Raw genomic sequence first — 22,514 nt, 5'->3', positions numbered from 1 at the left:
TCAGGCGGGTGTCGGTCCTTCTGGTGCGGGCGTGTCGTCTTCGGTACGGAACCTCGAGACTAAGTCGAGTGACTCGTCTGTGCTTCCGAGCAAGAACAGCGAGTAGTACCGGAAGAACGTCACTACGGGCATCTGGACGAACGCGCCCACGGTGATTGCCGTGAGGACGAACAGGACTCCGAGCGCACCGAGGAGGACCAGACCGACCGGTGAGAACACGCTGACCTGTGCGCCCGTGAGTGCGAGGACGATACCGCCCCCGACGATGGCGAAGGGGATGGCGACGACGAGCAAGACGAGCGCTGCGGCGACGCCGACGGCGATGCCCGCGAGGATACCGAGGACGAACCGAATGAGGACGTAGAGGCCGAACTCGGAGAACTCGGCGCGGAACAGGGGCGCGACACGGCGCCACGAGTCGATGACTGGCCGGTCTTCGGCTATCATCGTCGGGACGACGAAGTCGGTGGTCAACTGCAACGCGATGGCGAGGACCAAGAACACCAGTATCGCGAGGAAGACGAGCGGTATCGCGAGGAGGAACACCGACCCGTCGAGGCTGATGCCGCCGAGGACGACTGCTGCGAGGGGGAGGCCCAAGAGCAGGAACACGGCGACGACTAACCCGACTTGGAAGACGAACAGTCGCAGACCGAGGCCGAGGCGTTCACGGAACGGTTTGCGGATGCGGACGTCTTTCGAGACGACGGCGTCGACGAAGACGAACTGCATCACCGACGCGACGACCGACCAGACGAGGCCGAGCAGGAGGAAGAGAGCCGCGAGGGCGACGATGATGGCGAGGACGCTCCCCGGTGTGACGAATCCCGGAAGGGAGTCGATTGGCACACCACCGGGTGGTACCCCACCGTCAGCAGGGACGGTAAATCCCGAGTTTCCGGCGTTTCCGGCGGTCCCACCGCCGCTTCCGAGTCCGCCAACGAAGAGGGCGATGAGTGCGAGGCGCGCCCACCGACCCAAATCGAATGGGAGGAGGAGCGAACCCGTCGCGTCACGGGCGTCGTCGAGGGCGTCGATTGCTTTCCAACTCATGAGTGAAAATGCGTCGTCTCAGAGCATAAAGGTGTTCGAGAGAGACAGTGTTTAACAGGGAAACGCGGGTTACAGGGCCTGCAGGGGCATTCTTCGACGATTCGGTGCAGTCGGTTCAGACGTGACGTTCACTCGGTAACGGCGGCGAGCACGTCGAGATACCCGGACCCGTAGTACGCCTTGTCGTATCCGTCGGGCACGGAGGCAGTGCGTTTCAACCGCGACTTGACGTCGTCGGCCGAGAGGTCGGGGTCGACAGACCGAACGAGTGCGACTGCGGCGGCGACCTGTGGGGCCGCCATCGACGTTCCTGCCTTCCACCCGTAGGCGGCGTCGGCTTTGATGTAGTCTCCCTTCTTGTTGAACTGCGGCACCGACACGGTGTTGTACACCAGGTCGTAGAACCACGACTCAGGGTGGGATTCGATGGCCGACAGAACTGCGTCACCGCCTGGTGCGGCGATGTCGATGGCGTTGGTGCCGTAGTTCGTGTAGAACGCTGGGCTCTCGGCTCCCTGTGCTGCGTCGCCGGCGTCGAAGGCGTACCCTTTCGGTCCCGTCGCGGCGACGCTGAACGCCTGTGCGCCCTCGTTCGGGAGGCTGATGAAGTTCTTGTCGTGCTGGAGGTCCGCCGAGTCGTTGCCGGCGGAGATGGCGAGAACCGTCCCCTGACTGTTCGCGTACGTCATCACGTTGTTGAGAACTTTTCCGTAGAACTCCCGGAGCGTCTCTCGGGGAATCGGATACGCACCGATGCTCAAGTTCGCGGCGTCGCTTCCGACGTCGGCAGCGTAGACGACGGCCGCGAGGATGTCTGCGAACGAGGCGTACGGACCGGTCGAGAAGACACGGCAGTCGACGATTTCGGTCCCCGGTGCAGACCCGACGACCCCCTCGTCGTTGGCGTCGTTTGCGGCGACGATTCCCGCGACGTGGGTTCCGTGGTCTCCGCCGGCGGGGATACCTGCTCCATAGCCGTCACCGGTGAAGTTCCGAGAGAGGTCGACGTTGACTGCGTGTTCGAGGTCCGGGTGTCCTGCGTCGACGCCGGAGTCGATGACGGCCACCCGCGTCCCCTCACCACGCGTGATGCCGTGGACCTCGGGGATGTCGAGGTTCTGTTTGTCCCACTGAATCTCGTATCCCGGTTCGTCTCGCGTCTCTTGGGGTGCAGATTCGTTGACGTCGGGTTCTTCGAGATGGAGTTCGATATCCGGCGCATACGACGACGTGACCGACGAGACGTCGGATTCGTCTCCTTCGACGACGGCGATATCGGCCGCCGTGAGGTCGTAGACCACGTCGAGTCCCGAGCGTCGAAGAGTCGCCACGTCGTCCGTCTCGACGACGAACCGCCTCGACTGCTCGGCGGCGACCACGGTCGAACCCGCGAACATCCCACCCAGGAGGGCACCACTCGTCTTCAGGAACGTACGTCTGTGTTGGTGACGCATACCACGATTTGTGAATCGATTGAACATAGTAGTTATGGCACATTTAGAGTTCGAATTTAATGGCCGGGTCACGACTCCCCGACGGTGAGCCAACACCCTCAGGGGCCTCCAGTTCAAACAGGGCGACGTATGGTCGGTGTCGAGACAGCAGTCAGACTCGTCGGTGGCCTCGTATTGTTGTTCGCAAACGGATTCTTCGTCGTCTCCGAGTTCGCCATGACTCGCGTCCCGCAGTTCGACCAATCGGCGTTCGAAGGGTCGCGTGGGCTCGAACTCGCGTGGGAGATGACCGAGCGACTGGAGGTCTATCTCTCCGGATGTCAGGTAGGGATTACTATCGCCAGCGTCGGCCTCGGTGTCGTCGCGGAACCTGCACTCGCCGCCGTGTTCAACGCCGTCCTCGGCGGCCAACCGGGAGCACACACGTCGCTTTCGGTCCTGCTCTCGCTTGCTATCATCAACCTCGCACACGTCGTCCTCGGAGAACAGGTGCCGACGTATCTCGGCGTCGAGCGCTCTCGACTCGTCGCCAAGTACACCGCACCCGTGCTGTACGGGTGGACGAAACTCATGTACCCCGTCATCGTGGTCGCAGATTGGTTCGCGAAGCGTCTGCTGGCGCTCGGTGGTGTCCAGATAACGCGCTCGTGGCAAGAAGCCGAACTCGACGACCACGACGAGGACGACGACGAATCCGGCGAGCGTCTCAGTCGAGGCGAGGTGCGCAGTCAGATGGGCGACATCCTCGCTCGCGGGTCGCTCCCGGAAGAACGTCGTGAGGAGGTACTCAACACCCTTCGAATCGGAGAGTTGCCGGTCCGAGAGGTGATGGTTCCGGTGAACGATATCGTCGAACTCGAGACGACGATGGGGACCGAGGAGAACCTCCAGCGGATTCAGACGAACCCACAACACTCGCGGTTCCCACTCGTCGGAGACTCGATAGACGACGTTCGGGGTGTCGTCTACGCGCCGACCGTTCTCGCGACCATCGACCGGTTGGAGTCGGGCGACCGAACGCTCGAAGACGTCGCCGTCCCGCCCATCTTCGTCGACTCCGACCTCCCGGTTAGCAAACTCATCGACCGCTTCCAAGCAGAGAATCAGGAACTCGCGATGGTTCGCGATTCCGAGAGTGGCGACGTGGTTGGGCTCGTCACCGCCTCGGACGCCTTCGAGTCGATTACCGGGCAGTTGTACGACCCACTCGACCTCGGTGCGTAAGCGCAGAGGTTCGTCACGGCAGACGGACCGCCCACGCTTTTCTCTCGGCCTGCGTACCGTCTGCCATGACGCCATTCGAACGACGCACCCGTGCCTGTCAAGAGCGATTGGCTGACGTCGGTGCCGACGCCGCTGTCTTGTTCCCGAGTCGAAACCTGCTCTACCTCACTGGGTTCGACGAGGAACCCGCCGAGCGCCACCTCTTTTTGTTCGTCCCCCGCGAGGGAGCGCCGGTGTTTCTGGTTCCCGACCTCTACGAGACGCAGATTCGTGCCGAGTCGTGGGTTGCAGACGTAGAGACGTGGAGCGACGACGAGGACCCTGTCGCTGCAGTTCGGACCATCACGTCGGACCTCTCGCTGGGTGGGGGGCGCATCCTCGTCGACGACACAATGTGGGCACAGTTCACCCAGGACCTCAGTGCGGTCCTCCCCGACGCAGAGTTTGGTCTCGCGAGCGACGTCCTCTCCCCGCTTCGGGCACAGAAAGACGACGCCGAACTCGACGCACTCCGCCGTGCCGGTGCGGTCGCAGACCGCGTCGTCGAACGCCTCCGCGAGATGGGTGACCAGTGTGTCGATATGACCGAAGCGGAACTCGCCGCCGAAATCGAGCGACTGCTCGACGACGAAGGCGGCGAAGGTGTCGCATTCGGTCCAATCGTCGGGTCGGGACCGAACGGCGCGATGCCGCACCACACCTACGGCGACCGAATCATCGAGTCCGGCGACCCGGTCGTCCTCGACTTCGGAACCTACGTCGACCACTATCCGAGCGACCAGACCCGAACGCTCGTCTTCGGCGGCGACCCGCCTGCCGAGTTCGAGGAGGTCCACGAAACCGTCCGAGCCGCTCGGACTGCCGCATTCGAGATGGTCGAACCGGGCGTCACGGCGGGCGCAATCGACCGCGCGGCACGCGAGGTCATCGAAGACGCCGGTTACGGAGACGAGTTCATCCACCGGACCGGTCACGGGGTCGGTCTCGACGTTCACGAAGAACCCTACATCGTCGGCGGGAGCGACCGCGAACTCGACGTTGGGAACGTCTTCAGTATCGAACCCGGTGTCTACCTTCCCGGTGAGTTCGGTGTGCGAATCGAAGACCTCGTCGTCGTGACGGAAGACGGCGCGGAACTACTGAACGATACAGACCGGCGCTGGCAGGTCTGAACGGCCGCTGGTGCGTGGCCGGGCACCACCGAGGTCACACGTTGACCGACACAGCGTCTTCGCTCGCACGCTTCAGACGGACACAGACGGTCGTTCCACTGTCGCTCACGTCGAAGTCGATGGTCCCGTTCGACTGCCGGACCAGCCACGTCACCAACCAGAGTCCGATTCCACTCGTGTGATGGAGTTGTGTCTCCCCTGCTTCGATGACGGATAACTCTTCAGGTGGGACGCCGGGGCCATCGTCGGCGATATCGATACTGACCCAGCCGTCGTCGTCGGTCACCTGCACGTCGATATTCGGTGCCGTTCCACCGTGTTCTGCCGCATTTTCGACGAGGTTGTCGAAGAGCGCTTCGACGATGGACGTGGCGACGACGACGACCTCGTCGGGGCCGGACAGCGACAGCGAGGCGTCGGGCCAGTCGCGGTCGACCCTTCCGACGACAGTTCCCAACACCTGCATCAACTCGACGGTCTGTCGCTCTGCGTGTCGGTCGAGTCCCTTCTCTATCGTGCGTATCTTCTCGGCTAGCTCCAGTAACTCGTTGGTGCGGTCCTTGACACGAGCTCCCGCCAACTCCTTGGTCTCCTCGTCGGCGTCCGGTTCGGTCATGAGTTCTGCATAGCCTCCAACGACGTTGAGGCCGTTTCGAATGTCGTGCCGGAGGATTCGGTTGAGTACGGCGAGGCGTTCTTCTCGCTGCCGTGTTTCGGTGACGTCGTGGAGCGTGACGACCGACCCCTGAATCCCGTCTGTGGAGTCTGAAAGCGGCGACAACGTCACGTCGTAATTCCGCTCGTTGGGTGCGTGGTAGGTGGTCGGTTGTTCTGTTGGGGCTGCCTCGATTCGAGTGGAGAGAGCCGGCAGGACACCGTCGAGTTGGCGTCCAACGATATGCTGGGGCGACACCCCGAGAGCCTCCGCCGCCGCGGGGTTGATGTCGGTGACGACGTCCGCCCTGTCGACGACGAAGACACCGTCGACCATCTCTTCGAGGACGTGTTCGCGGGCGATATCGCGGGCGAGCGGATGGCTCCTGAACAGGCCGTACTGCGAGTCGGCGACGACGAAGAGGAGTATCGCAACCGTGAACGCAAACGGTGTCGGGTCGAACGCGAGGGGAGCGACTCCAGCGTTGTACGCCAGGTTCGGGACCAAGACGACGAAGAGTGCGAGTCCGATAGACCGAGTTTGGGTCCGGAGTGTCCCTCGATTCGTGATACCTTTTCGGCCGAGTCTGACGAGGCCCCAGCCAAAGAGGAGGTAGCTGTAGCCGAGGAACGCGTAGAACACGGGTCCTTTCCCGAGCGAGAGCGTCTCCAGTTCGCCGAGTGAGACGACGCTGACCGCTGTCCAGACGAGCGTCGTCTCGGGCCACAACAGCGCACCCATCACGTAGCCAGTCGAGACGACGAGTCCGACGGCCCATCCACCCAGTGGCAGCGGTTTACTCCCCGTGTACGAGGTGACGAATTTGAACCACAGCGCTGGCAGTGGAACGATGCAGAAATATATCAACTGATAGATGAATATCATGCCCGTCTTCGAACTGATGGCGAGTTGGGCAGCGTAGAGTACACACCACGTGCCGACGGCGACGAGAATCGCCCCGAGTTCTTTCGCTCCCGGCCTGTCACGCCGGCGGCGCAAGAACGTAGCGGCGATGGCGAACGCGGCCAGAGAGACGCCGACGAGAAGCACGATGGGTGCCGAAAGCACACCTATCATCGTGTGACCCTTCGACTATGGTGGCATTACTGCTTCGGTGGATTATCAAATTAGAAAAATACGCGTGGAAAGTGGACGATGTGGCAAACCACGGACAAGACGTGTTGGTGCTCGTCCGGGAACCGCGTTGGCGGTGGTTACTCGTCGTCTTCGTCGGCGTCACCAGACGGCGTGATGTTGCCGATGATTGCGTCGATGTCCGCGTGTTCGTACAGTAGGTCTCGCATCCGTTCGACCGTGCGTTCGTCGCGGGTGCGGCCCGTGCTGACGATGTCTTCTGCTCGGTCGGTCACAGAGAGGGTGTCGCCGTTGACCAACAGGACGGGGACGCCCTTCTGTTCGGCCTTGCCGATGACGGCACCGACTGGTCGGTGGCCGCCAGTGAGGATGATACACTTGACGCCGGGTGCCTCGAGGGCCGCACGCTGGATGTTCGCGCGGTCACCACCCGTGATGACGGCGGCGTTCTTCGTCCGGCGGAAGTATCGCAGTGCTGCGTCTCCACCCATCGCGCCGACGAGGAATCGCTCGACGAAGGCGTCGGTGGGGGCGTCGGTCGCGAGTTCTGCGCCGAGTTCCTCGGCGAGTTCCTGTACCGTGACGCCGGCGAGGTCTTTCTCGTTCGGAACGACGCCGAGGACGGGCACGCCGCGTGCTTCGAGGAACGGTGCGACTTCGGTCTCGAGTTCGTCGTAGGAGGCGTCGCTCACGCGGTTGAAGACGATGCCCGCGAGACGCTCGCTGCCGATGTCTTCGACGGCGGCGACGACGTCGTCGAGGTCGCTCGGGTGTTTGTATTCGGCGACGAGGATGACCTCCGCGTCGAGGAGGTTCGCGATGTCGGCGTCCGTGAGGTCCACGATGCCGCCGGTGCGGTAGGACCCACCGCCTTCGACGAACATCAGGTCCTTGTCGGCCGAGATGTCCTCGAAGTGGTGAGCGATGACTTCGGAGAGTTCTTCGTTGTTCTCTTTGCCGCGGATGGCACCCTGGATGAACGTCGGCGAGTAGACGACGGGTTCGAGTTGGTGCATCTCCGCGTCGACGTCGAGGAGTTCACGGGCCAGCATCGGGTCCTCGTCGAGCGTCTTGCCGACGCTGGACTGCAGGCGCGTCCCTTTCGGCTTCATGTAGCCGACGTCTAGCCCGCGTTCCTTGGCGAGGAGACCAAGTGCGAGTGTGATGGCGGTCTTCCCGGTGCTTTCTTCGGTCGAGGTGACGAGTACCGTGTTCATTGTTTGATGATTGGTTGGTGAGGTGTTTAAAGTTCGTCCGGGTCGACGGTCAGGCGAACGTCCACGGCCTTGACGCCGTCGGGCAGTGCGACGAGCGGGTTGATGTCGAGTTCGAGGATGGCCGGGAAGTCCGTCACGAGTTGCGAGAGACGCTGGATGGTCTCTGCGATGCCGCCGGTGTCCACGGGGTCGTTCCCACGAGCGCCGCGGAGCATCGGTGCGGCGTCTATCTCTTTGGTCATCTCGTCGGCCTCAGACTGCGAGACGGGTGCCACGCGGAACGTCGTGTCTTCGAGAATCTCGACGAAGATACCGCCGAGACCGAACATCATGAGCGGTCCGAACTGCGGGTCGCGGTTCATGCCGACGATGGTCTCGACGCCGTCGTCGAGGTTGACCATCTCTTGGACCTGGACGCCGAGGATGTTGGCGTCTGGTTGGTAGTTCTTCGCGCGGGTGATGAGGTCCTCGTAGGCGTCGTAGACGTCTTCGTTCTCGACACCGACTTTGACGCCGCCGATGTCGGACTTGTGGAGGATGTCCGGACTGACGATCTTCATGACGACGTTGCCGTCTATCTCTTCGGCGACGCTGAGCGCGTCGGCCGGGTCGTCGACGATGTCGCCTTTCGGCGTCTCGATGCCGTACGCGTCGAGCAGTTCCATCGCTTCGACGCCGAGACGTGTCTCGTCGCGCTCTTTGACGGTTTCGAGAATCTCACGGGCACGTTCGCGGTCCACGTCGAACTCGGTCGGTGCGTCGTACTCGCGCTGGCGGATGTCGGCGTACTTCGCGAGTGCTTCGAGGCCGTCGACCGCACGCGAGGGGTCGAAGTAGTTCGGGATGCCGGCGTCTTTCATCAGGTCGGACGCGGCGTTGACGCGTTCGCCTCCCATGAAACAGGCGGCGATTGGTTTGTCGTGTTTCTGCTGGAGTTCGACGGTGTCTCGCGCGAGTTGGTTGTAGTCGAGGACGGCCGTCGGCGCCGTGAGGACGATGGCGCTGCCGACGTTCGGGTCGGCGAGCGCAACGTCGAGAGCGTTCTTGAAGCGCGCGTTGTCGGCGTCACCGACGATGTCGACCGGGTTGTAGATGTTCCCTTCTGGTGGGAGCGTCTCGGAGAACTCCTCCAGCGTCGGGTCGGTGAAACTCGCCATCTCGAGGTCCGATTCGCCGATGGCGTCGGTCGTCATCACACCGGGGCCACCGGCGTTCGTGATGACGGCGACGTCTTTGTTCTCGGGGAGCGGTTGGTCGCCCACCACGCGAGCGGTGTCGAAGAGGTGCTGGACGGACTCTGCGCGGAGGACGCCTGCCTGTTCGAGACCTGCCTCGTAGGCGGCGTCGGACCCAGCAATCGTCCCGGTGTGCGAGGATGCGGCCTGCGCACCGGCGTCGGTCTTGCCGGACTTTACGAGGACGATTGGCGTCTCTTTCGTCACCTCACGGGCGGAGTCGATGAACTCGCGGCCCGCGCTGATACCTTCGAGGTAGCCGATGATGACTTCGGTGTCGGGGTCGTCGTTCCACGCCTCGATGAAGTCTGCCTCGTCGAGGACCGCTTTGTTCCCCAGCGAGACGATGTCCTTGAAGCCGATGTCTTCGTCGTTGGCCCAGTCGATGACGGCCGTGATGAACGCCCCAGACTGGCTCATGAAGGACATGTTCCCTTCGAGAGCCATGTCCGGGCCGAACGTCGCGTTCATACCGACGTCGGTGTTCATGATGCCCAGACTGTTCGGGCCGACGACGTTCATGCCGTACTCGTCTGCGATTTCACGGAGTTCCTGCTCGCGGGCGGCACCCTCGCTGCCCGTCTCGCCGAAACCGGCCGTGATGACCACTGCGTTCTCGATGCCTGCCTCTCCGGCGGACTTCATCGCGGGAAGAACCACTTTCGGAGGGACGACGATGACTGCGAGGTCGGCGTCTGTCTCGCCGACGTCACCGTAGCACTCCAGGCCGAATAGTTCGTCGTACTTGGGGTTGACCGGGACGACCTCACCGTCGTAATCCGCAATGAGGTTGTCCATGATAGCCCGGCCGATGGCCCCGTCGCGCTCGGTCGCGCCGACCACTGCGATTCGGTTCGGCGCGAACAGTTCAGATAACTCTCCCATCACCTTTGGATACCCAGACACGACTGATAAATTCGGGGGTGTGGCCCGTCTCACGGCCTTTGGTGGCACGCTACAGTAGTGCAATTAATCAGGATGATTCGCCGTTATATTCGTCGTCACGCGCGTGTACGTATCTGTTCTTGGTCTCTGACGAGCGCGTTCTGTTCGTCCCCAAACGCCTATAGATTTACCCCGGAAATAGTGGGGTATGTCGTCCCCTCCAACCGAAGCACCGATTCATGAGTCGATTGGTGTGAGAATCGCTATCGCCCTCTTTCTGGTGGTGACTCTGGTGTATGCACTCCTCATCGCCCAGCAGATACTCCTGTGGGTGCTCCTGGTTGGGTGCGTCGTCGTTCTGTGGTACGCCGCCCGACTCGTCGTCGCCATGGAACAGATTGCGACCAACCTCGAACGACTCGCGGATGCAGAGACGGAGGAGAGTCGACGTGCCGAGATGTAGCCTCTCTATCTGAACCAACCTGGTGGTGAGGTGCAGATTAAACCGAGACAGTCGTCACCGAACGATAGACTGTCTCTCCAATCGGTAGGTCCCAACTCACAGAACCACATCGAGTTGTGACTCCCAAACTCGCCTAATTTGCTGATTGTCGATGAACACTGAGCGTACTGTTTATCTGACGATTTTATTCACAATGATAGGCTCATTAACTAACCCGTCAGGACGCTAGGTTGACAGTGCAATGAACCCGTTACAAATCACACTGACAGATTCGCTCACCGAACTGACGAACTCTGTCATCGCATTCTTACCGCGACTGGCAGGCGCGATTCTCGTTCTCCTCGTCGCGTGGTTCGTCGGCCGACTCGCTGGTCGCGTCATCACCCGCGTCGCAGACCGTGTCGAAATCGACAAAGCGGTTCTCGCGACCCCCATCGGGAAGATTCTCGGCGGGACAGAAGCAGCCGTCTCACGCTCGTTCGGAACGCTCGGCCGGTGGTTCGTCTACGCCATCGGTATCCTCGCCGCAGCAGATGTCCTCGCGGTAGACCTGTTCTCCGAGTGGATTTCGACGGCCGCTTCCTACGCACCGGCGTTCGTTGCCGGTCTGCTCGTCATCGTCCTCGGGTTCGTCGTCGCCGACTTCATCGGTGACGCCATCGGCCGAACTCGTGCCGCAACCGAAACGCCGTACACGAGCATCTTCGCCGTGGGCACCCGGATGTTCCTCTACTTCACCGCCGTCGTCATCGGACTGAGCACGATGGGTATCGACGTGGAGATTCTGTTCACCATCGCCCAGGCCTTCGCGTGGGGTATCGCCGCCGCACTCGCAATCGGTGTCGGTGGCGCAGTCGCGTTCGGTGCCCGCGACTACGTCTCTGCCAACGTCGAACGCTGGATGGGTTCGGCCCGTTCGGTCGCGGCGTCGCCAGTCTCCCCGATGGGCAGTGATAGCGACGTGCCCGAGGGTGCGTCCCCGGCCGACGACTGACCACGTCGGCCTGCCTATCGGCCTGCCCATCGACCATCTCTTTCGGCCATCTCCTTCAGTCCTCACTGAGGGCCACTCGTCCGGTGGTGAAACCACCAGTTCACCAGTCGGAGATGCCCCAAATGGCAGATTTTATAGGGTATTTCCAGAGACGATTTTTCGGCGGTGTGAAACCCGAAATTACTGAATTACCGACTCCACGAGTTTAGGTGTGCCGAAACTTATCTAAAATATGATAATACTTATCGGCCTCGAACAGCTACAGTTGGTATGGAACAACTGTCGGCCCTCGTGTTCGTCTTTATCGCAGGGCTCATCACGGCAATCGCCACCGGAATCGGTGCGCTGCCGTTCTTCTTCGTCTCCGACGTGAGCGACCGCTGGAACGTGGCGCTCTGGGGTATCGCCTCCGGGATTATGGTCTCTGCGTCGCTGTTCGGTCTCATCTTCGAAGGACTCGCCAACGGGACGCCACTGCAACTCGGACTCGGCATGCTCGCCGGTGTCGTCCTCGTCCTCGTCGCACACTACGTCATCGAGGGAACGGAAGTAACCCCGAAGAAGTACGAGAAGGCCGACTTCAAGAAGCTCCTGCTGATTCTCGGCATCCTCACAGTCCACAGTTTCCCCGAAGGCGTCGCCGTCGGCGTCTCGTTCGCCGACCTCGGACTAGAAGGTGGTGTGGAGATGCTCGGCTTCACCGTGCCGCTGCTCGCGGTGTTCATGACCATCGCGATATCGATTCACAACATCCCGGAGGGGCTCGCTATCTCCATCCCGCTTCGGTCGATGGACGTCCCGAACTGGAAACTCGTCTGGTGGGCTATCTTCTCTAGCCTCCCGCAACCGATTGGGGCGGTCATCGCGTTCTACTTCGTGCGCGTCGCCCGTGAGTTCCTCCCGTTCGGGTTCGGATTCGCCGCGGGGGCGATGGTGTTCCTCGTCCTCACGGAGTTCATCCCCGAGGCACTCGAACTCGGTGAACGACTCCCGCGGGGTGGGAAGGTGGAACTGTTCGCGGGCCTCGCCGCTGGGTTCGCTATCATGGTTCCGCTGGCGTTCATCTAAGTCTCGGATTTTTCTCCCCTCGGAGCCTCCCCGCTACCTCTTTCGTTCTTTTCTGGACGACGTTGCGTCTTCCTGACGACTCCTGTCCTCCAGACGACGCAGTCGCTCTCGGGTGAAATATAGCGAAAAGCGATTGGCTTCGAAACCCGCTTAGTGCGAGTGGCCGAGTGCGTCCGACAGCGCGATGCCGAAGCGGTCTTCGAACAGTTCTTCCATCTTCTCGTTGATTTCGGCGATGTCAGACGGACCCTCGCCTTCGCTGTGGTGTGCGACGACGTGGGCCTGCTGTGCGAACGCTTGGACGACGATGTCGGCGACGACTGCCGTCGGCTCTTCGCCCTGTTCCGCGAAGATGTCGACGAGACCTGCAGGAAGTTCGAGTTCTTCGGAGTCACCGTTCGGTCCTTCGATGGTGTACGTCTCAGTTTCGACCATGCCAACACGTGAGACCGGGCGCGGGTTAAGGCTTGAGTTTACGGGTGTCGAGGACGCCCGCCCGGTCGGGCATCGACCGACTCGCTCTGTGGTCGAACGGTGACTGACTCCCTCCGTGGTCGAACGGTGTCAGTCTGTCTGTGGAATCGCGACCGTCCCGGCGACGAAGAACGCGACGGCGAGGAGAGCGAGAACCGCGAGGTTGAGTGCCCACGCTTCGCCAGAGTACGTGAGTGCACGGACTCCACGGGCGAAGAACGTCAGCGGCGAGAGGTTCAGCGCCGGTTGGAACCACGCTGGGAGCAAGTCGGGCGTCACGAACGTCTCCGAGAGGAACAACAGGGGGAGCGCGATGGCGTTGCTCGCGGCGATGACCCCGTCTTGTGACCCGGCGACGCTCCCGATGATTGCGCCGAGGCCACAGAAGAGCGTCACCCCGAGTGCGATGAACGGAACGAGTGCCAGCGTCGCCGCCGACAGCGGAATCGACGCCCCCGTCACGAGGATAGAGAGGCCGAGGAGCAACAGCGCCGCGAGGCCGATGATGACGACGTTGACGAGCGAGTGGGCCAACAACCACTCACTTCGCGTCAGTGGCGTCGTCGCCAACTTCTCGAAGCGGTTGCCTTCGCGGTGGCGAGCGATGGTGCTTCCGACCCGCGACAGTGGCGTAAAGAGTACGACGACGGCGAGGTAGCCGGCGATGTAGTACTCCTTCGGTTCGGCGAAGAGACCGCCGCCCGTCGGTTGGGTCTGCACCAGTGCGCCGAAGATGACGACGATGATAGCCGGGAAGAAGAACGTGAAGAAGACGGCCGTCCGCCGGCGGAGGAACGAGTGCCACGAGGCGACGAACTCCGACCGAACGCGTTCGAGACCGCTCATCGGTCACCTCCAATCGCCGCGGCCGCGGCGGGACGCGCACCTTCGAACTGCTCGCCGGTCAACGAGAGATACACTTCTTCGAGACCGGGTTGCTTCCAGACGAGCGACTCGTAGACGACACCCGCGTCGTCGAAGGCGTCGACTGCCGCACTAATCTGTCGCGGGCCGACGCCGTAGACGACGATGCCGTCGTCCGTCACCTCGCCCGAGAGCGAGGCAGGAAGCGCGAGCGACTCGAGGTCGACGTCACCGTCGGTTCTGACGACGAGTCTGCTCTCGCCGCCGTGTTCGGAGACGAGTTGGGCTGGGCGGCCAACCGTGACGAGTCGCCCTTCGTTGAGCAAGCCGACGCGGTCCGCGAGTCGCTCGACTTCCTCCATCGAGTGACTCGTCAGAAAGACCGTCGTCCCACGGTCGGCCAGGTCGTCGATGAGCGACCAGAGTGCACGTCGACCAGCGGGGTCGATTCCGGTCGTCGGTTCGTCCAGAAACAGTACGTCCGGGTCGTTCACGAGTGTCAGCGCGATACAGGCACGGCGCTGTTGCCCGCCCGAGAGGTTCTCGTACCACGTCTCCGACGCGTCGGCGAGTCCGACGTCGTCGAGCACGTCGTCTGGGTCACGAGCGTCGTCGTAGAGGCCCGCGTAGTAGGCGACGAGTTCGCGAGCAGTCAGTCGCCCTGCCGGTCGGAAATCTTGTGGGAGGAGACCGAGTCGCTGTCGGTCGACGTCTGTCGGGTGCCCATCGAGAACGGACGCCGACCCGCCATCGGGCGTCGTCGTTCCCGTGAGCGTTCGAATGAGCGTCGTCTTCCCCGCGCCGTTCGGGCCGATGAGACCGAAGACCTCTCCTTCGGCGACGGACAGGGAGACGCCCGAGAGCGCCTCCACGTCGCCGTAAGACTTCCTGAGGCCGTCAGCGACGAGTACCTCGTTCATGTGGTACCCGACGAACCGGTCGGGTGGTAAGGGATTCGAAATCGGCGTGGGTTCGGAACCGGCGTGGGTTCGGAACCGGCGTGGATTTGGAACTGGTGGGGATTCAGAACCGGCGAGGATTCAGAACCGGCGCGACGTTCGACCCAGGATGGACGCCACCATCCAGAGGAAGCCTTACTCCTGCGGGAACCCTCTCAGTTGACATGAACGGTTCCCGACGCGCCTTCCTCGCGACGGCAGGTGGTGTCTTCCTCGGTGGCCTCGCTGGGTGTATGGGGTTTCCGGGTGGTGGCGGCACCGACGAGACGACTCCCACTGACGCAGCGACGACGACAGACGATGTGGCGACTTCCGACACCGGGGGTGACCTCTCCGACCTCGAACTCCGGTACGAGACGCTGGCCAGTGGCTTCACCTCACCTGTCGACGTCGCCATCCCCGAGGCGTTCGATGGCGACCGGCGGTTCGTGGTCGACCAACCCGGTCGCGTCTGGCTCCACGACGAGACGGGACTCAGGACGGACCCGTATCTCGACCTCGGCGACCGAGTCGTCGACGTGGGCGGGTACGACGAGCGCGGGTTACTCGGCGTCGCCTTCCACCCGGCGTTCGCCGACAACGGACGACTGTTCCTCCGGTACAGTGCCCCGAGTCGCTCGGGAACGCCGTCGAACTTCAGTCACACGTTCGTCCTGAGTGAACTGACGGTAGACCCCGAGGCGACGACTGTCTCGGGCGACTCCGAGCGGACGCTCTTGGAAATCCCGCAACCACAGTCGAACCACAACGCCGGGGCACTCGCGTTCGGTCCCGACGGCTACCTCTACGTCGCTGTTGGTGACGGTGGCGGGGCCAACGACGAGGGTCGCGGCCACGTCGACGACTGGTACGACGCCCTCGACGGCGGCAACGGACAGGACGTGCAGTCGAACCTCCTCGGAAGCGTCCTCCGAATAGACGTCGATAGTGAGGGCGGCGTCACCGGCGACGAGGACAAACCGTACGGTATCCCCGACGACAACCCACTCGTGGGCCGTGCGGGACTCGACGAACAGTACGCGTGGGGACTGCGGAACCCGTGGCGACTCTCGTTCGACGGCGACGACCTCTACGTCGCAGACGTCGGACAGGCACAGTGGGAAGAAGTGAACGTCGTCGAAGCGGGCGGTAACTACGGATGGAACGTTCGCGAAGGCGCACACTGCTTCCGGGCGTCCACCTGCCCGACAGAGACACCGGACGGCGAACCACTCGTCGACCCGGTTCTCGAATATCCGCACGCCGCGAGGGGGCCATCGGGTGTCGCCATCATCGGTGGCTACGTCTACCGTGGTGACGAGATTCCGGCGCTGTCGGGCGCGTACGTCTTCGCCGATTGGCAGTCACAAGAGCGACTGTTCGCCGCCCGTCCACAGGCGTCGAAACCGTGGGACATCGCCGAGATTCCCATCACCGACCTCGATGGCGGTGGAAAGAACGTGCTCGCGTTCGGTCGCGACCCGGCCGGCGAACTCTACGTCTGTACGAGCGGAAACAGAGGAGTCACTGGAACGGCCGGGACGCTCAATCGACTCCGGCCCCTCTGAGGGGGGTCTGAGTCAGTCGCCGCCGACGTTGACTCGCCGCCCCGTCGTCGCAGACTCGTAGGCGGCCTCGGTGAGCGCAGTCACACGGAGCGCGTCTTCTGCAGGGATAGCCAACTCCGCCTCGTCGCGGGCGGCATCGACGAAGTTCCGGAGTTTCTTCTCGGTCAATCGCTCGAAGTCGGGTTCTGATGGCGTCGCCCGATACGTCACGTCTCCTTCGGTCACTTCGATGGTCTCGCCGTCGAAACTGACCATCCCCTCGGTGCCGATGATGCGGAGCGACTCTCCCGGTGCAGGCACGCTCGGCCCCTCACCAGAGACGGCGACGCTGGCGGTGAGTCGGTCGCCGTCTCGGTCGAGAACGACCGCGAGCGCAGAGTTTACGTCCACGTCGTAGCCTCGGTGGTCGACGGCCGCCGCGACGGTGATGGGTTTCGAACGGGTAACCCAGAGCATCGCGTCGAGGAGATGTGACCCGGAGTCGTACAACTGGCCGCCGCCAGAGAGTGCTGGGTCGCCGCGCCACTCGTCTTTCGTCCACTGAATCCACTCCTGTTCGAGGTGGCAGACGACCATGTGTGGGTCGCCGATTCGCCCGGAATCGACGATTCGACGGAGTTCGTGGAACCGCGGGTCGAAGTGTCGTTGATAGCCGACGGCGAGCGTGAGGGTTGCCTCGTCTGCTCGGTCGATGAGCGCGCGTGCCCCGCCGAGGTCGGTCACCATCGGTTTTTCCAGGTGGACGTGCAGACCAGCGTCGAGTGCGGCCAGCGCCTGGTCGAAGTGCTGTGTGTGCGGTGAGGCGATGGTCACGGCGTCGAGGAACTCGCTGTCCAGTAGTTCTTCGACCGTCTCGTACGTCGGGACGTCGAACTCGTCTGCAAAGCGCCCCCGAGCGTCTTCGTCGGGGTCGACGCCCGCGACGATGCTCACGCCGTCCATCTCGTCGAAGAGGCGACACTCCATCACACCGAGGTTTCCGAGGCCGATGCCTGCGACTCGAAACATAGCTTACATGTCGTGTCCGGGCGGCAAAAGCGTGCGGGCGAGAGACGACCGAGACCGTGCTGTCGAAATCGAGTGCTGTTCTGCGCTCCATGCATCCCGAGCTGTGCGCCATCCGTCTCCAGTTTCTTCGAACACCTCGCCGCAACTCTCACTCTTTAGTCGCTCGCAGTCGTGTCATCGAGTATGAGCCTCGACTATCGGCGACTCGGTTCGACAGGAACCCGCGTCTCCGAACTGTGTTTCGGCACGTGGCGATTCGGCCGACAGACCGGCGGCGTCTTGGAGACCGACGAGGAGCACGCCCACGAACTCCTCGACACCTACGAGGAACTCGGTGGCAACTTCATCGACACGGCCAACGTCTACGGCGACCCGAACGGCACCTCCGAGGAGTACATCGGCAACTGGCTCGCCGAGCGTGACCGCGAAGACTACGTCGTCGCCTCCAAGGTGTACTTCCCCTTCGACGAGGAGAACCCGAACGGGCGCGGCCTTTCGCGGACCCACATCCGCAACCAAATCGAGGGCACGCTCGACCGTCTCGATACGGACTATCTCGACCTCTACTACATCCACCGCTGGGACGACGAGACGCCCATCGAAGAGACCCTCCAGACACTCAACGCGCTGGTCGAAGAAGGCAAGGTGAACTATCTCGGTGCCTCGACGATGGCGGCGTGGCAACTCACGAAGGCGCTCTGGAAGTCAGACGTGAACGACTACGCCAGATTCGACGTGACCCAACCACTGTTCCACGCAGGCTACTACGAGGACGTGAAAGACTACCTCGACGTCTGTGGCGACCAGGAGATTGCGGTCTGTCCGTACTCGCCGCTCGCCGGTGGATTCCTCACCGGCAAGTACGAACGTGCCGACCCAGACGACCCCTCGGCGTACGTCGCCCCCGACGGTTCTCGTGGGTCGTTCGACGAGCGATTCGAGCGGTTCTACCTCTCCGAGCGAGGATGGCACGTGCTCGACGAGGTTCGCGCCGTCGCAGACGAAGTCGACGCTAGCCCCGCACAGGTCGCGCTTCGATGGCTCATGGACTATCCGGAAGCGACTGTCGTCCCGATCGTCGGCGCACGGACGCCCGAGCAACTCCGCGAGAACGCCGGTGCGGCCGACGTCGACCTCTCGTCCGACCAGTGGGAGCGCATCACGAACGCTCGCTACGACGAAGAAGGCCGGCGCTGGGGTCACTGAACGGCCGACACTCGAACCTGTTTTTCACGCGAGGCCGAGGTCTCTGAGGTAGTCACAGACGACGTGCGCGTAGAGGACGACGGCGACGAACGCGGCGAGTGACACGCTCCCGGCCAGCGCCACGCCGGCGACGGCGACACCGCCGAGGAGGTGGTGAGTGAACAGTCGTTTCAGGTCGAACTCGTCGTCGAACTCTTCGAACAGTCGTTCTTGTTCGAACAGGCCGACCCGTGGGTTCGTCACGGCGAGTTCGAGCGTCGCCCAATCTCCGCGTTCGGCCCGCGCGAGAACGAAGTGGTCGAGGTCGACGAAGACACTCAGAACCACCGCGGTGACGACGAGAACGGGGAGACTGACCGGCGGTCGCAACAGTATCGCGGCGGCGACGCCGACGACACCCCCGACGGCCGCGTGTTCGAGCGATTTCACGGACTGAGGTGTGGGCGAACCCGCCGAAGAATCGTCTCTGGGTCGTACTCGTCTTCGGACTTGTCCCAGACACGCTCACCGTCGACAGAGACGGTGAGAACGCCGTGGTCGCCGGTCACGAGGGCTACACGGTCGAGTTTCTGGCCGAACTGCAAGAGTAACTGATGTTGAATCTCTTCGGCGCGCTCGAGGAAGCCACACGGGACGCAGTACTCGATTTCGACCTCGGTCATAGCACGGTGTACAGGACGGACGTGTAAAAACGAGGCGGCGAGAGAGGCCGCAGAGAGGAGATTTCCCCGGAGGCCAGACTCGACCCGGCTCGACTCGACTAACCCAAACCGACCCGACCACCGCCCGAGTCAGGGCAGGCTACCGCCCCACCCCAACCCGACCACCGCCCGAATCAGGGCAGGCTACCGCCCCACCCCAACCCGACTACCGCCCGAACCCTGGTCGCCACCGAAGCAAGACGACGGTGACGAGGAAGACGAGCGTCGAGAGGTCGTACGAGAACGTCGACACCGTCAGCGCCAGCGCCGTTCCGCTCCCGAAGACGCTCGTCGCGAGTGACGTGAGAATCGGCCACGAACACGAGACGCACGAGAAGAGACCGACGATTCCCGAGACGGCCGCGCCCGCCGCCTCGACCACGGTGTCGTAGACGAGGAACGCGAGTGCGACGTAGCCGACGACGCGCGCCGGCATGAGGATGAGGTTGAACAGGTCGCCGCCGTAGATGAGTGCTGGCCCCCATCCCGGTGGGAGGAACGCGACACGGAAGCCTTCGGTCCCACCTGGAACCGGCCCGGTGACGAGTCCGCCGGCGACGGCCAAGACTGCGAAGTAGCCGACTGCGATAGCGGCCGCGCGTCGTTTGGTCTGGGCCGACGCGGCGGACACGCGCGTATCGAACATGACCCAGAGGCCGACGACGACCCACGTGACGCCGTAGAGTGCGTATCGCGGTGCACCGACACGCGCGTCAGTGAACAGCAGGTACGCGAACGTCAGAACAAGCGTCGTGTTGACGGCGAACGCCGCGCGGAGGAGCGTGTCCCGCGACGGGCGAGGAAGTGCGGTTGCAGTTGCCATGTTCAGAGGGCGAGGGTATCGACGACGATTGCGAGGAGCAACATCCCGAGATACGCGTTGGAGGCGTGGAACGCTCGGAACGCCGCCGTGTCGTCGCGTTCGTAGTGCAGACGCACGACGAAGTAGAGGAACGCGCCTCCGAAGATGACGCTCGTCAGGAGATAGACGACGCCGAGGGCGTCCATCACTGCGAGGCCAGCGGCGGCGACGAGTGTCGCGGCCAACCACCAGACGATGTGCTTTCGCGTCTCGGTCTCACCGCGCACGACGGGCATCATCGGGAACCCACCGCGAGCGTAGTCGTCCTTGTACGCCAGCGCGAGGTTGTAGAAGTGCGCGGGCGTCCACAGGAAGATGACGACAGCGAGGACGATGCCCCCGAGTCCGATGTCTCCCGTGACTGCGACCCAGCCGATGAGCGCCGGAAGCGCACCCGCTGCGCCGCCGATAACCGTGTTCTGGACGGTGTTCGGCTTCAGGATGAGCGTGTAGACGACGCTGTAGAACGCGATGGCGACGAGTCCGAGGACCGCCGCGAGCCAGTTGACAGAGGCAAAGAGCGCCACCGAGGCGATGGCGAGGATGACCCCGAACGCGATGGCGTTGCGGACGGGGACGAGGTCGACGGCGAGTGGCCGGTCGCTCGTCCGTTGCATCCGGCGGTCGATGTCGCGTTCGAGGACGTGGTTGAACGTCCCCGACGCGCCGATAGAGAGGACGCCGCCGCCGAGCGTCGCAGCGATGACCTGTGGTGTGAGACCGGGCGAGACGGTGCCCGCGAGCGTCATCGCCGCCGACGCGACGAGACACAGGAGCCACATCAGTCGTGGCTTCATCAGCCGGAAGTACGCATACGCCGTCGCCTTCGCTCGTGCGACGGGGGCAGTGGGTATCGGTGGGCGTTCGCCGTCGTCTGCCGGCGGTGCCATCGATGGACTCCCGACCGGTTTGTCGGTGGGGTCGCCGGTTACCTCTTCGAGCGTCCACGCGAGTGCGACGAGGAGGCCACCGAAGATAGCCATCCCGACGACGAGGTGGAGTGTCGAGAGCAGTTCACTTGCGCCGAGCGTCGCGACGACTGCACCCAGTCCAGCCTGCACTGGATAGAGCGCCGTCGACGCGGTCACCGTGGCTTTCACCCGGCGGGACGCGTCCGAGCGCCACGCCGAGACGAGCGTTACGAGAGCTAAGAGACCGACGAGGACGGCGGCGATTCGATGCCCGAGTGCGACCCATCCGTCCATCGTAGACGGGAGTGAGAATCCTTCACCGCACGCGGGCCACGCGGCACACGCGGCGGTCGCATCAGTGAGCGCCGTCGTCGCGCCGACGAGGAGTAACACGTAGACTCCCATCGCCGTCGCCGCGAGTAGGCCATGGAAGGTGTTCGAAGCGCGCGTCGTGGCCACTGTATTCACCTACGGAGCCATTAGGTCGTCCTGTATTTAGGACCCCCGTTTTTCGGGGGAGAACGAGTGTCGTATTGACCCTCGATATATCGGGGTGGAGTACAAAAGTATCGGCGTGAGAGTCGGTATGCATTTATGCGGTTGTTCCTAACCCCACTTTAGCATGAGAAAGACGCGTTTCGCGCTCGCGTCCCTGCTTGCGACAGTCGTGATGGCACTCGTCGCCACTCCCGTCGCCGCGCAGGCGTCCACCACTGTGGAACTAATCAACCAGTTGAACGGGAAGCTTCTGTACATCGCTATCCCGATTACCGTGATGGTCGAGGTCATCCTCCTCTACACGGTCCTCAAGTTCCGCAACAGCGAGCGCGCACTGCCGACAAAGGAGAACCGCCGACTCGAAATCACGTGGACTATCGCCACCGCCATCATCCTGCTGTTCGTCGGCGTCGCCTCCTACGGCGTGCTGGCCAACGAGGACGTGACGTACCAGGGCAACGAGATCGACGCTGCTGAGGACCCTGTCGTCATCACGGCAGAAGCCTACCAGTGGGGCTGGAACATGTACTACCCCGAAGAGGGTAACTTCACCTCGGGCACCGAAATCGTCATTCCGAAAGACCGCCCGGTGTACATCCAGGTGACCTCACAAGACGTGATACACGGATTCGCCGTCCCTGAACTCGGACTCAAGCAGGACGCGATGCCCAGTCAGCAGAACACCATCAAGACCGTCGCGAAAGAGGAAGGCACCTACCAGGGCTACTGTACTGAGTACTGTGGTGTCGCTCACTCGCAGATGTACTTCACCGTCGAAGTCGTCTCCGAAGAAGAGTACCAAGACTGGCTCGACGAACAGCAGTCCAGCCAGTAAGCGTCTCTTTCTTTCCACCGTCTCCGACCGGCGAGTGACGACGCCGTCGCTCACTCGGAGTAACTTGTCGGCAGTGGTCTGGTAGTCTCTGCAGAACGAGCCTCCCGGATGGCTGCCTGTCGTAGTGTCGCGGA

21 protein-coding genes are annotated in these 22,514 nt (G+C 62.9%); 8 read left to right on the top strand and 13 right to left on the bottom strand.

Features of this window, described 5'->3' with window-relative positions:
- A complete protein-coding gene (locus GJR99_RS04315; protein WP_151109625.1) occupies positions 1-1,053 on the bottom strand; it encodes a DUF7544 domain-containing protein in 1,053 nt (350 codons plus the stop codon).
- Positions 1,054-1,181: 128 nt separating this feature from the next.
- Positions 1,182-2,507: a S8 family peptidase gene (locus tag GJR99_RS04310; RefSeq protein ID WP_151109623.1), complete on the bottom strand. Its 1,326-nt coding sequence runs from the start codon at positions 2,505-2,507 to the stop codon at positions 1,182-1,184.
- A 129-nt stretch (positions 2,508-2,636) separates the two neighbouring features.
- Between GJR99_RS04310 and GJR99_RS04305 the strand changes: the two genes are divergently transcribed.
- A complete protein-coding gene (locus GJR99_RS04305) occupies positions 2,637-3,731 on the top strand; it encodes a hemolysin family protein (RefSeq protein ID WP_151109621.1) in 1,095 nt (364 codons plus the stop codon).
- Between the two features lie 65 nt (positions 3,732-3,796).
- Entirely contained in the window at positions 3,797-4,903 is a 1,107-nt protein-coding gene (locus tag GJR99_RS04300; protein ID WP_151109619.1) for a M24 family metallopeptidase, read from the top strand.
- 34 nt (positions 4,904-4,937) lie between these two features.
- Here the strand turns inward: GJR99_RS04300 and GJR99_RS04295 are convergent, their stop codons facing one another.
- The 3 genes from GJR99_RS04295 to GJR99_RS04285 all read right to left on the bottom strand — a co-directional run bounded on the left by GJR99_RS04295 (position 4,938) and on the right by GJR99_RS04285 (position 9,990).
- Positions 4,938-6,635, bottom strand: a complete 1,698-nt coding sequence (locus GJR99_RS04295) for a sensor histidine kinase (RefSeq protein ID WP_151109617.1) — start codon at positions 6,633-6,635, stop codon at positions 4,938-4,940.
- Positions 6,636-6,772: 137 nt separating this feature from the next.
- Positions 6,773-7,870, bottom strand: coding sequence for a phosphotransacetylase family protein (locus GJR99_RS04290; RefSeq protein ID WP_151109616.1), 1,098 nt, complete (start codon positions 7,868-7,870; stop codon positions 6,773-6,775).
- Between the two features lie 26 nt (positions 7,871-7,896).
- Positions 7,897-9,990, bottom strand: a complete 2,094-nt coding sequence (locus GJR99_RS04285; protein ID WP_151109614.1) for an acetate--CoA ligase family protein — start codon at positions 9,988-9,990, stop codon at positions 7,897-7,899.
- Positions 9,991-10,198: 208 nt separating this feature from the next.
- Here GJR99_RS04285 and GJR99_RS04280 point away from each other — a divergent pair, with 208 nt between their 5' ends.
- From GJR99_RS04280 to GJR99_RS04270, 3 genes are all read left to right on the top strand, one after another.
- Entirely contained in the window at positions 10,199-10,453 is a 255-nt protein-coding gene (locus GJR99_RS04280; protein WP_151109612.1) for a hypothetical protein, read from the top strand.
- Positions 10,454-10,694: 241 nt separating this feature from the next.
- Positions 10,695-11,447, top strand: a complete 753-nt coding sequence (locus GJR99_RS04275) for a mechanosensitive ion channel family protein (protein ID WP_151109611.1) — start codon at positions 10,695-10,697, stop codon at positions 11,445-11,447.
- 270 nt (positions 11,448-11,717) lie between these two features.
- A complete protein-coding gene (locus GJR99_RS04270) occupies positions 11,718-12,515 on the top strand; it encodes a ZIP family metal transporter (protein ID WP_151109609.1) in 798 nt (265 codons plus the stop codon).
- Positions 12,516-12,665: 150 nt separating this feature from the next.
- Here the strand turns inward: GJR99_RS04270 and GJR99_RS04265 are convergent, their stop codons facing one another.
- From GJR99_RS04265 to GJR99_RS04255, 3 genes are all read right to left on the bottom strand, one after another.
- Positions 12,666-12,950: a DUF7545 family protein gene (locus GJR99_RS04265; RefSeq protein ID WP_151109607.1), complete on the bottom strand. Its 285-nt coding sequence runs from the start codon at positions 12,948-12,950 to the stop codon at positions 12,666-12,668.
- Positions 12,951-13,079: 129 nt separating this feature from the next.
- Positions 13,080-13,835, bottom strand: a complete 756-nt coding sequence (locus GJR99_RS04260) for an ABC transporter permease (protein ID WP_151109605.1) — start codon at positions 13,833-13,835, stop codon at positions 13,080-13,082.
- A complete protein-coding gene (locus GJR99_RS04255) occupies positions 13,832-14,773 on the bottom strand; it encodes an ABC transporter ATP-binding protein (RefSeq protein ID WP_151109603.1) in 942 nt (313 codons plus the stop codon). Before GJR99_RS04255 ends, GJR99_RS04260 begins: the two co-directional genes overlap by 4 nt.
- A 203-nt stretch (positions 14,774-14,976) precedes the next feature.
- On the opposite strand from GJR99_RS04255, the gene GJR99_RS04250 reads away from it, so the two are divergent.
- Entirely contained in the window at positions 14,977-16,359 is a 1,383-nt protein-coding gene (locus GJR99_RS04250) for a PQQ-dependent sugar dehydrogenase (protein ID WP_151109601.1), read from the top strand.
- A 12-nt stretch (positions 16,360-16,371) separates the two neighbouring features.
- On the opposite strand, the gene GJR99_RS04245 is transcribed toward GJR99_RS04250, so the two are convergent.
- Entirely contained in the window at positions 16,372-17,367 is a 996-nt protein-coding gene (locus GJR99_RS04245; RefSeq protein ID WP_151109599.1) for a Gfo/Idh/MocA family protein, read from the bottom strand.
- A gap of 183 nt (positions 17,368-17,550) precedes the next feature.
- On the opposite strand from GJR99_RS04245, the gene GJR99_RS04240 reads away from it, so the two are divergent.
- Positions 17,551-18,573 carry an aldo/keto reductase gene (locus GJR99_RS04240; RefSeq protein ID WP_151109597.1) on the top strand — a complete coding sequence of 341 codons (1,023 nt, stop codon included), beginning with the start codon at positions 17,551-17,553 and terminating at the stop codon, positions 18,571-18,573.
- Between the two features lie 24 nt (positions 18,574-18,597).
- On the opposite strand, the gene GJR99_RS04235 is transcribed toward GJR99_RS04240, so the two are convergent.
- The 4 genes from GJR99_RS04235 to cyoE form a co-directional block, all read right to left on the bottom strand.
- On the bottom strand, positions 18,598-19,002 hold the full coding sequence (locus GJR99_RS04235) for a metal-dependent hydrolase (RefSeq protein ID WP_151109595.1): 405 nt from the start codon (positions 19,000-19,002) through the stop codon (positions 18,598-18,600).
- Positions 18,999-19,235 carry a SelT/SelW/SelH family protein gene (locus GJR99_RS04230; RefSeq protein WP_151109593.1) on the bottom strand — a complete coding sequence of 79 codons (237 nt, stop codon included), beginning with the start codon at positions 19,233-19,235 and terminating at the stop codon, positions 18,999-19,001. The genes GJR99_RS04235 and GJR99_RS04230 overlap by 4 nt, the downstream gene beginning before the upstream one ends.
- A gap of 205 nt (positions 19,236-19,440) precedes the next feature.
- Complete coding sequence (locus GJR99_RS04225; protein ID WP_151109591.1) at positions 19,441-20,097, bottom strand: DUF7546 family protein; 657 nt, start codon at positions 20,095-20,097, stop codon at positions 19,441-19,443.
- Positions 20,098-20,099: 2 nt separating this feature from the next.
- On the bottom strand, positions 20,100-21,506 hold the full coding sequence (cyoE, locus tag GJR99_RS04220) for a heme o synthase (RefSeq protein ID WP_151109589.1): 1,407 nt from the start codon (positions 21,504-21,506) through the stop codon (positions 20,100-20,102).
- 163 nt (positions 21,507-21,669) lie between these two features.
- Here cyoE and coxB point away from each other — a divergent pair, with 163 nt between their 5' ends.
- Positions 21,670-22,380, top strand: coding sequence for a cytochrome c oxidase subunit II (coxB, locus tag GJR99_RS04215; RefSeq protein WP_151109587.1), 711 nt, complete (start codon positions 21,670-21,672; stop codon positions 22,378-22,380).
- Positions 22,381-22,514: the final 134 nt, after the last annotated feature.

Source organism: Haloferax marinum (assembly GCF_009674625.1).
Taxonomy (GTDB): Archaea; Halobacteriota; Halobacteria; order Halobacteriales; family Haloferacaceae; genus Haloferax; species Haloferax marinum.
Note: the sequence above shows the minus strand (reverse complement) of the source record. Positions and strands in the feature narration are given on the sequence as shown.

What these genes read in the sequence shown, in the direction of transcription:
- GJR99_RS04315 (WP_151109625.1), bottom strand. Translation starts at nt 1,053, where the DNA reads ATGAGTTGGAAAGCAATCGACGCCCTCGACGACGCCCGTGACGCGACG.
- GJR99_RS04310 (WP_151109623.1), bottom strand. Translation starts at nt 2,507, where the DNA reads ATGCGTCACCAACACAGACGTACGTTCCTGAAGACGAGTGGTGCCCTC.
- GJR99_RS04305 (WP_151109621.1), top strand. Translation starts at nt 2,637, where the DNA reads ATGGTCGGTGTCGAGACAGCAGTCAGACTCGTCGGTGGCCTCGTATTG.
- GJR99_RS04300 (WP_151109619.1), top strand. Translation starts at nt 3,797, where the DNA reads ATGACGCCATTCGAACGACGCACCCGTGCCTGTCAAGAGCGATTGGCT.
- GJR99_RS04295 (WP_151109617.1), bottom strand. Translation starts at nt 6,635, where the DNA reads ATGATAGGTGTGCTTTCGGCACCCATCGTGCTTCTCGTCGGCGTCTCT.
- GJR99_RS04290 (WP_151109616.1), bottom strand. Translation starts at nt 7,870, where the DNA reads ATGAACACGGTACTCGTCACCTCGACCGAAGAAAGCACCGGGAAGACC.
- GJR99_RS04285 (WP_151109614.1), bottom strand. Translation starts at nt 9,990, where the DNA reads ATGGGAGAGTTATCTGAACTGTTCGCGCCGAACCGAATCGCAGTGGTC.
- GJR99_RS04280 (WP_151109612.1), top strand. Translation starts at nt 10,199, where the DNA reads ATGTCGTCCCCTCCAACCGAAGCACCGATTCATGAGTCGATTGGTGTG.
- GJR99_RS04275 (WP_151109611.1), top strand. Translation starts at nt 10,695, where the DNA reads ATGAACCCGTTACAAATCACACTGACAGATTCGCTCACCGAACTGACG.
- GJR99_RS04270 (WP_151109609.1), top strand. Translation starts at nt 11,718, where the DNA reads ATGGAACAACTGTCGGCCCTCGTGTTCGTCTTTATCGCAGGGCTCATC.
- GJR99_RS04265 (WP_151109607.1), bottom strand. Translation starts at nt 12,950, where the DNA reads ATGGTCGAAACTGAGACGTACACCATCGAAGGACCGAACGGTGACTCC.
- GJR99_RS04260 (WP_151109605.1), bottom strand. Translation starts at nt 13,835, where the DNA reads ATGAGCGGTCTCGAACGCGTTCGGTCGGAGTTCGTCGCCTCGTGGCAC.
- GJR99_RS04255 (WP_151109603.1), bottom strand. Translation starts at nt 14,773, where the DNA reads ATGAACGAGGTACTCGTCGCTGACGGCCTCAGGAAGTCTTACGGCGAC.
- GJR99_RS04250 (WP_151109601.1), top strand. Translation starts at nt 14,977, where the DNA reads ATGAACGGTTCCCGACGCGCCTTCCTCGCGACGGCAGGTGGTGTCTTC.
- GJR99_RS04245 (WP_151109599.1), bottom strand. Translation starts at nt 17,367, where the DNA reads ATGTTTCGAGTCGCAGGCATCGGCCTCGGAAACCTCGGTGTGATGGAG.
- GJR99_RS04240 (WP_151109597.1), top strand. Translation starts at nt 17,551, where the DNA reads ATGAGCCTCGACTATCGGCGACTCGGTTCGACAGGAACCCGCGTCTCC.
- GJR99_RS04230 (WP_151109593.1), bottom strand. Translation starts at nt 19,235, where the DNA reads ATGACCGAGGTCGAAATCGAGTACTGCGTCCCGTGTGGCTTCCTCGAG.
- GJR99_RS04225 (WP_151109591.1), bottom strand. Translation starts at nt 20,097, where the DNA reads ATGGCAACTGCAACCGCACTTCCTCGCCCGTCGCGGGACACGCTCCTC.
- coxB (WP_151109587.1), top strand. Translation starts at nt 21,670, where the DNA reads ATGAGAAAGACGCGTTTCGCGCTCGCGTCCCTGCTTGCGACAGTCGTG.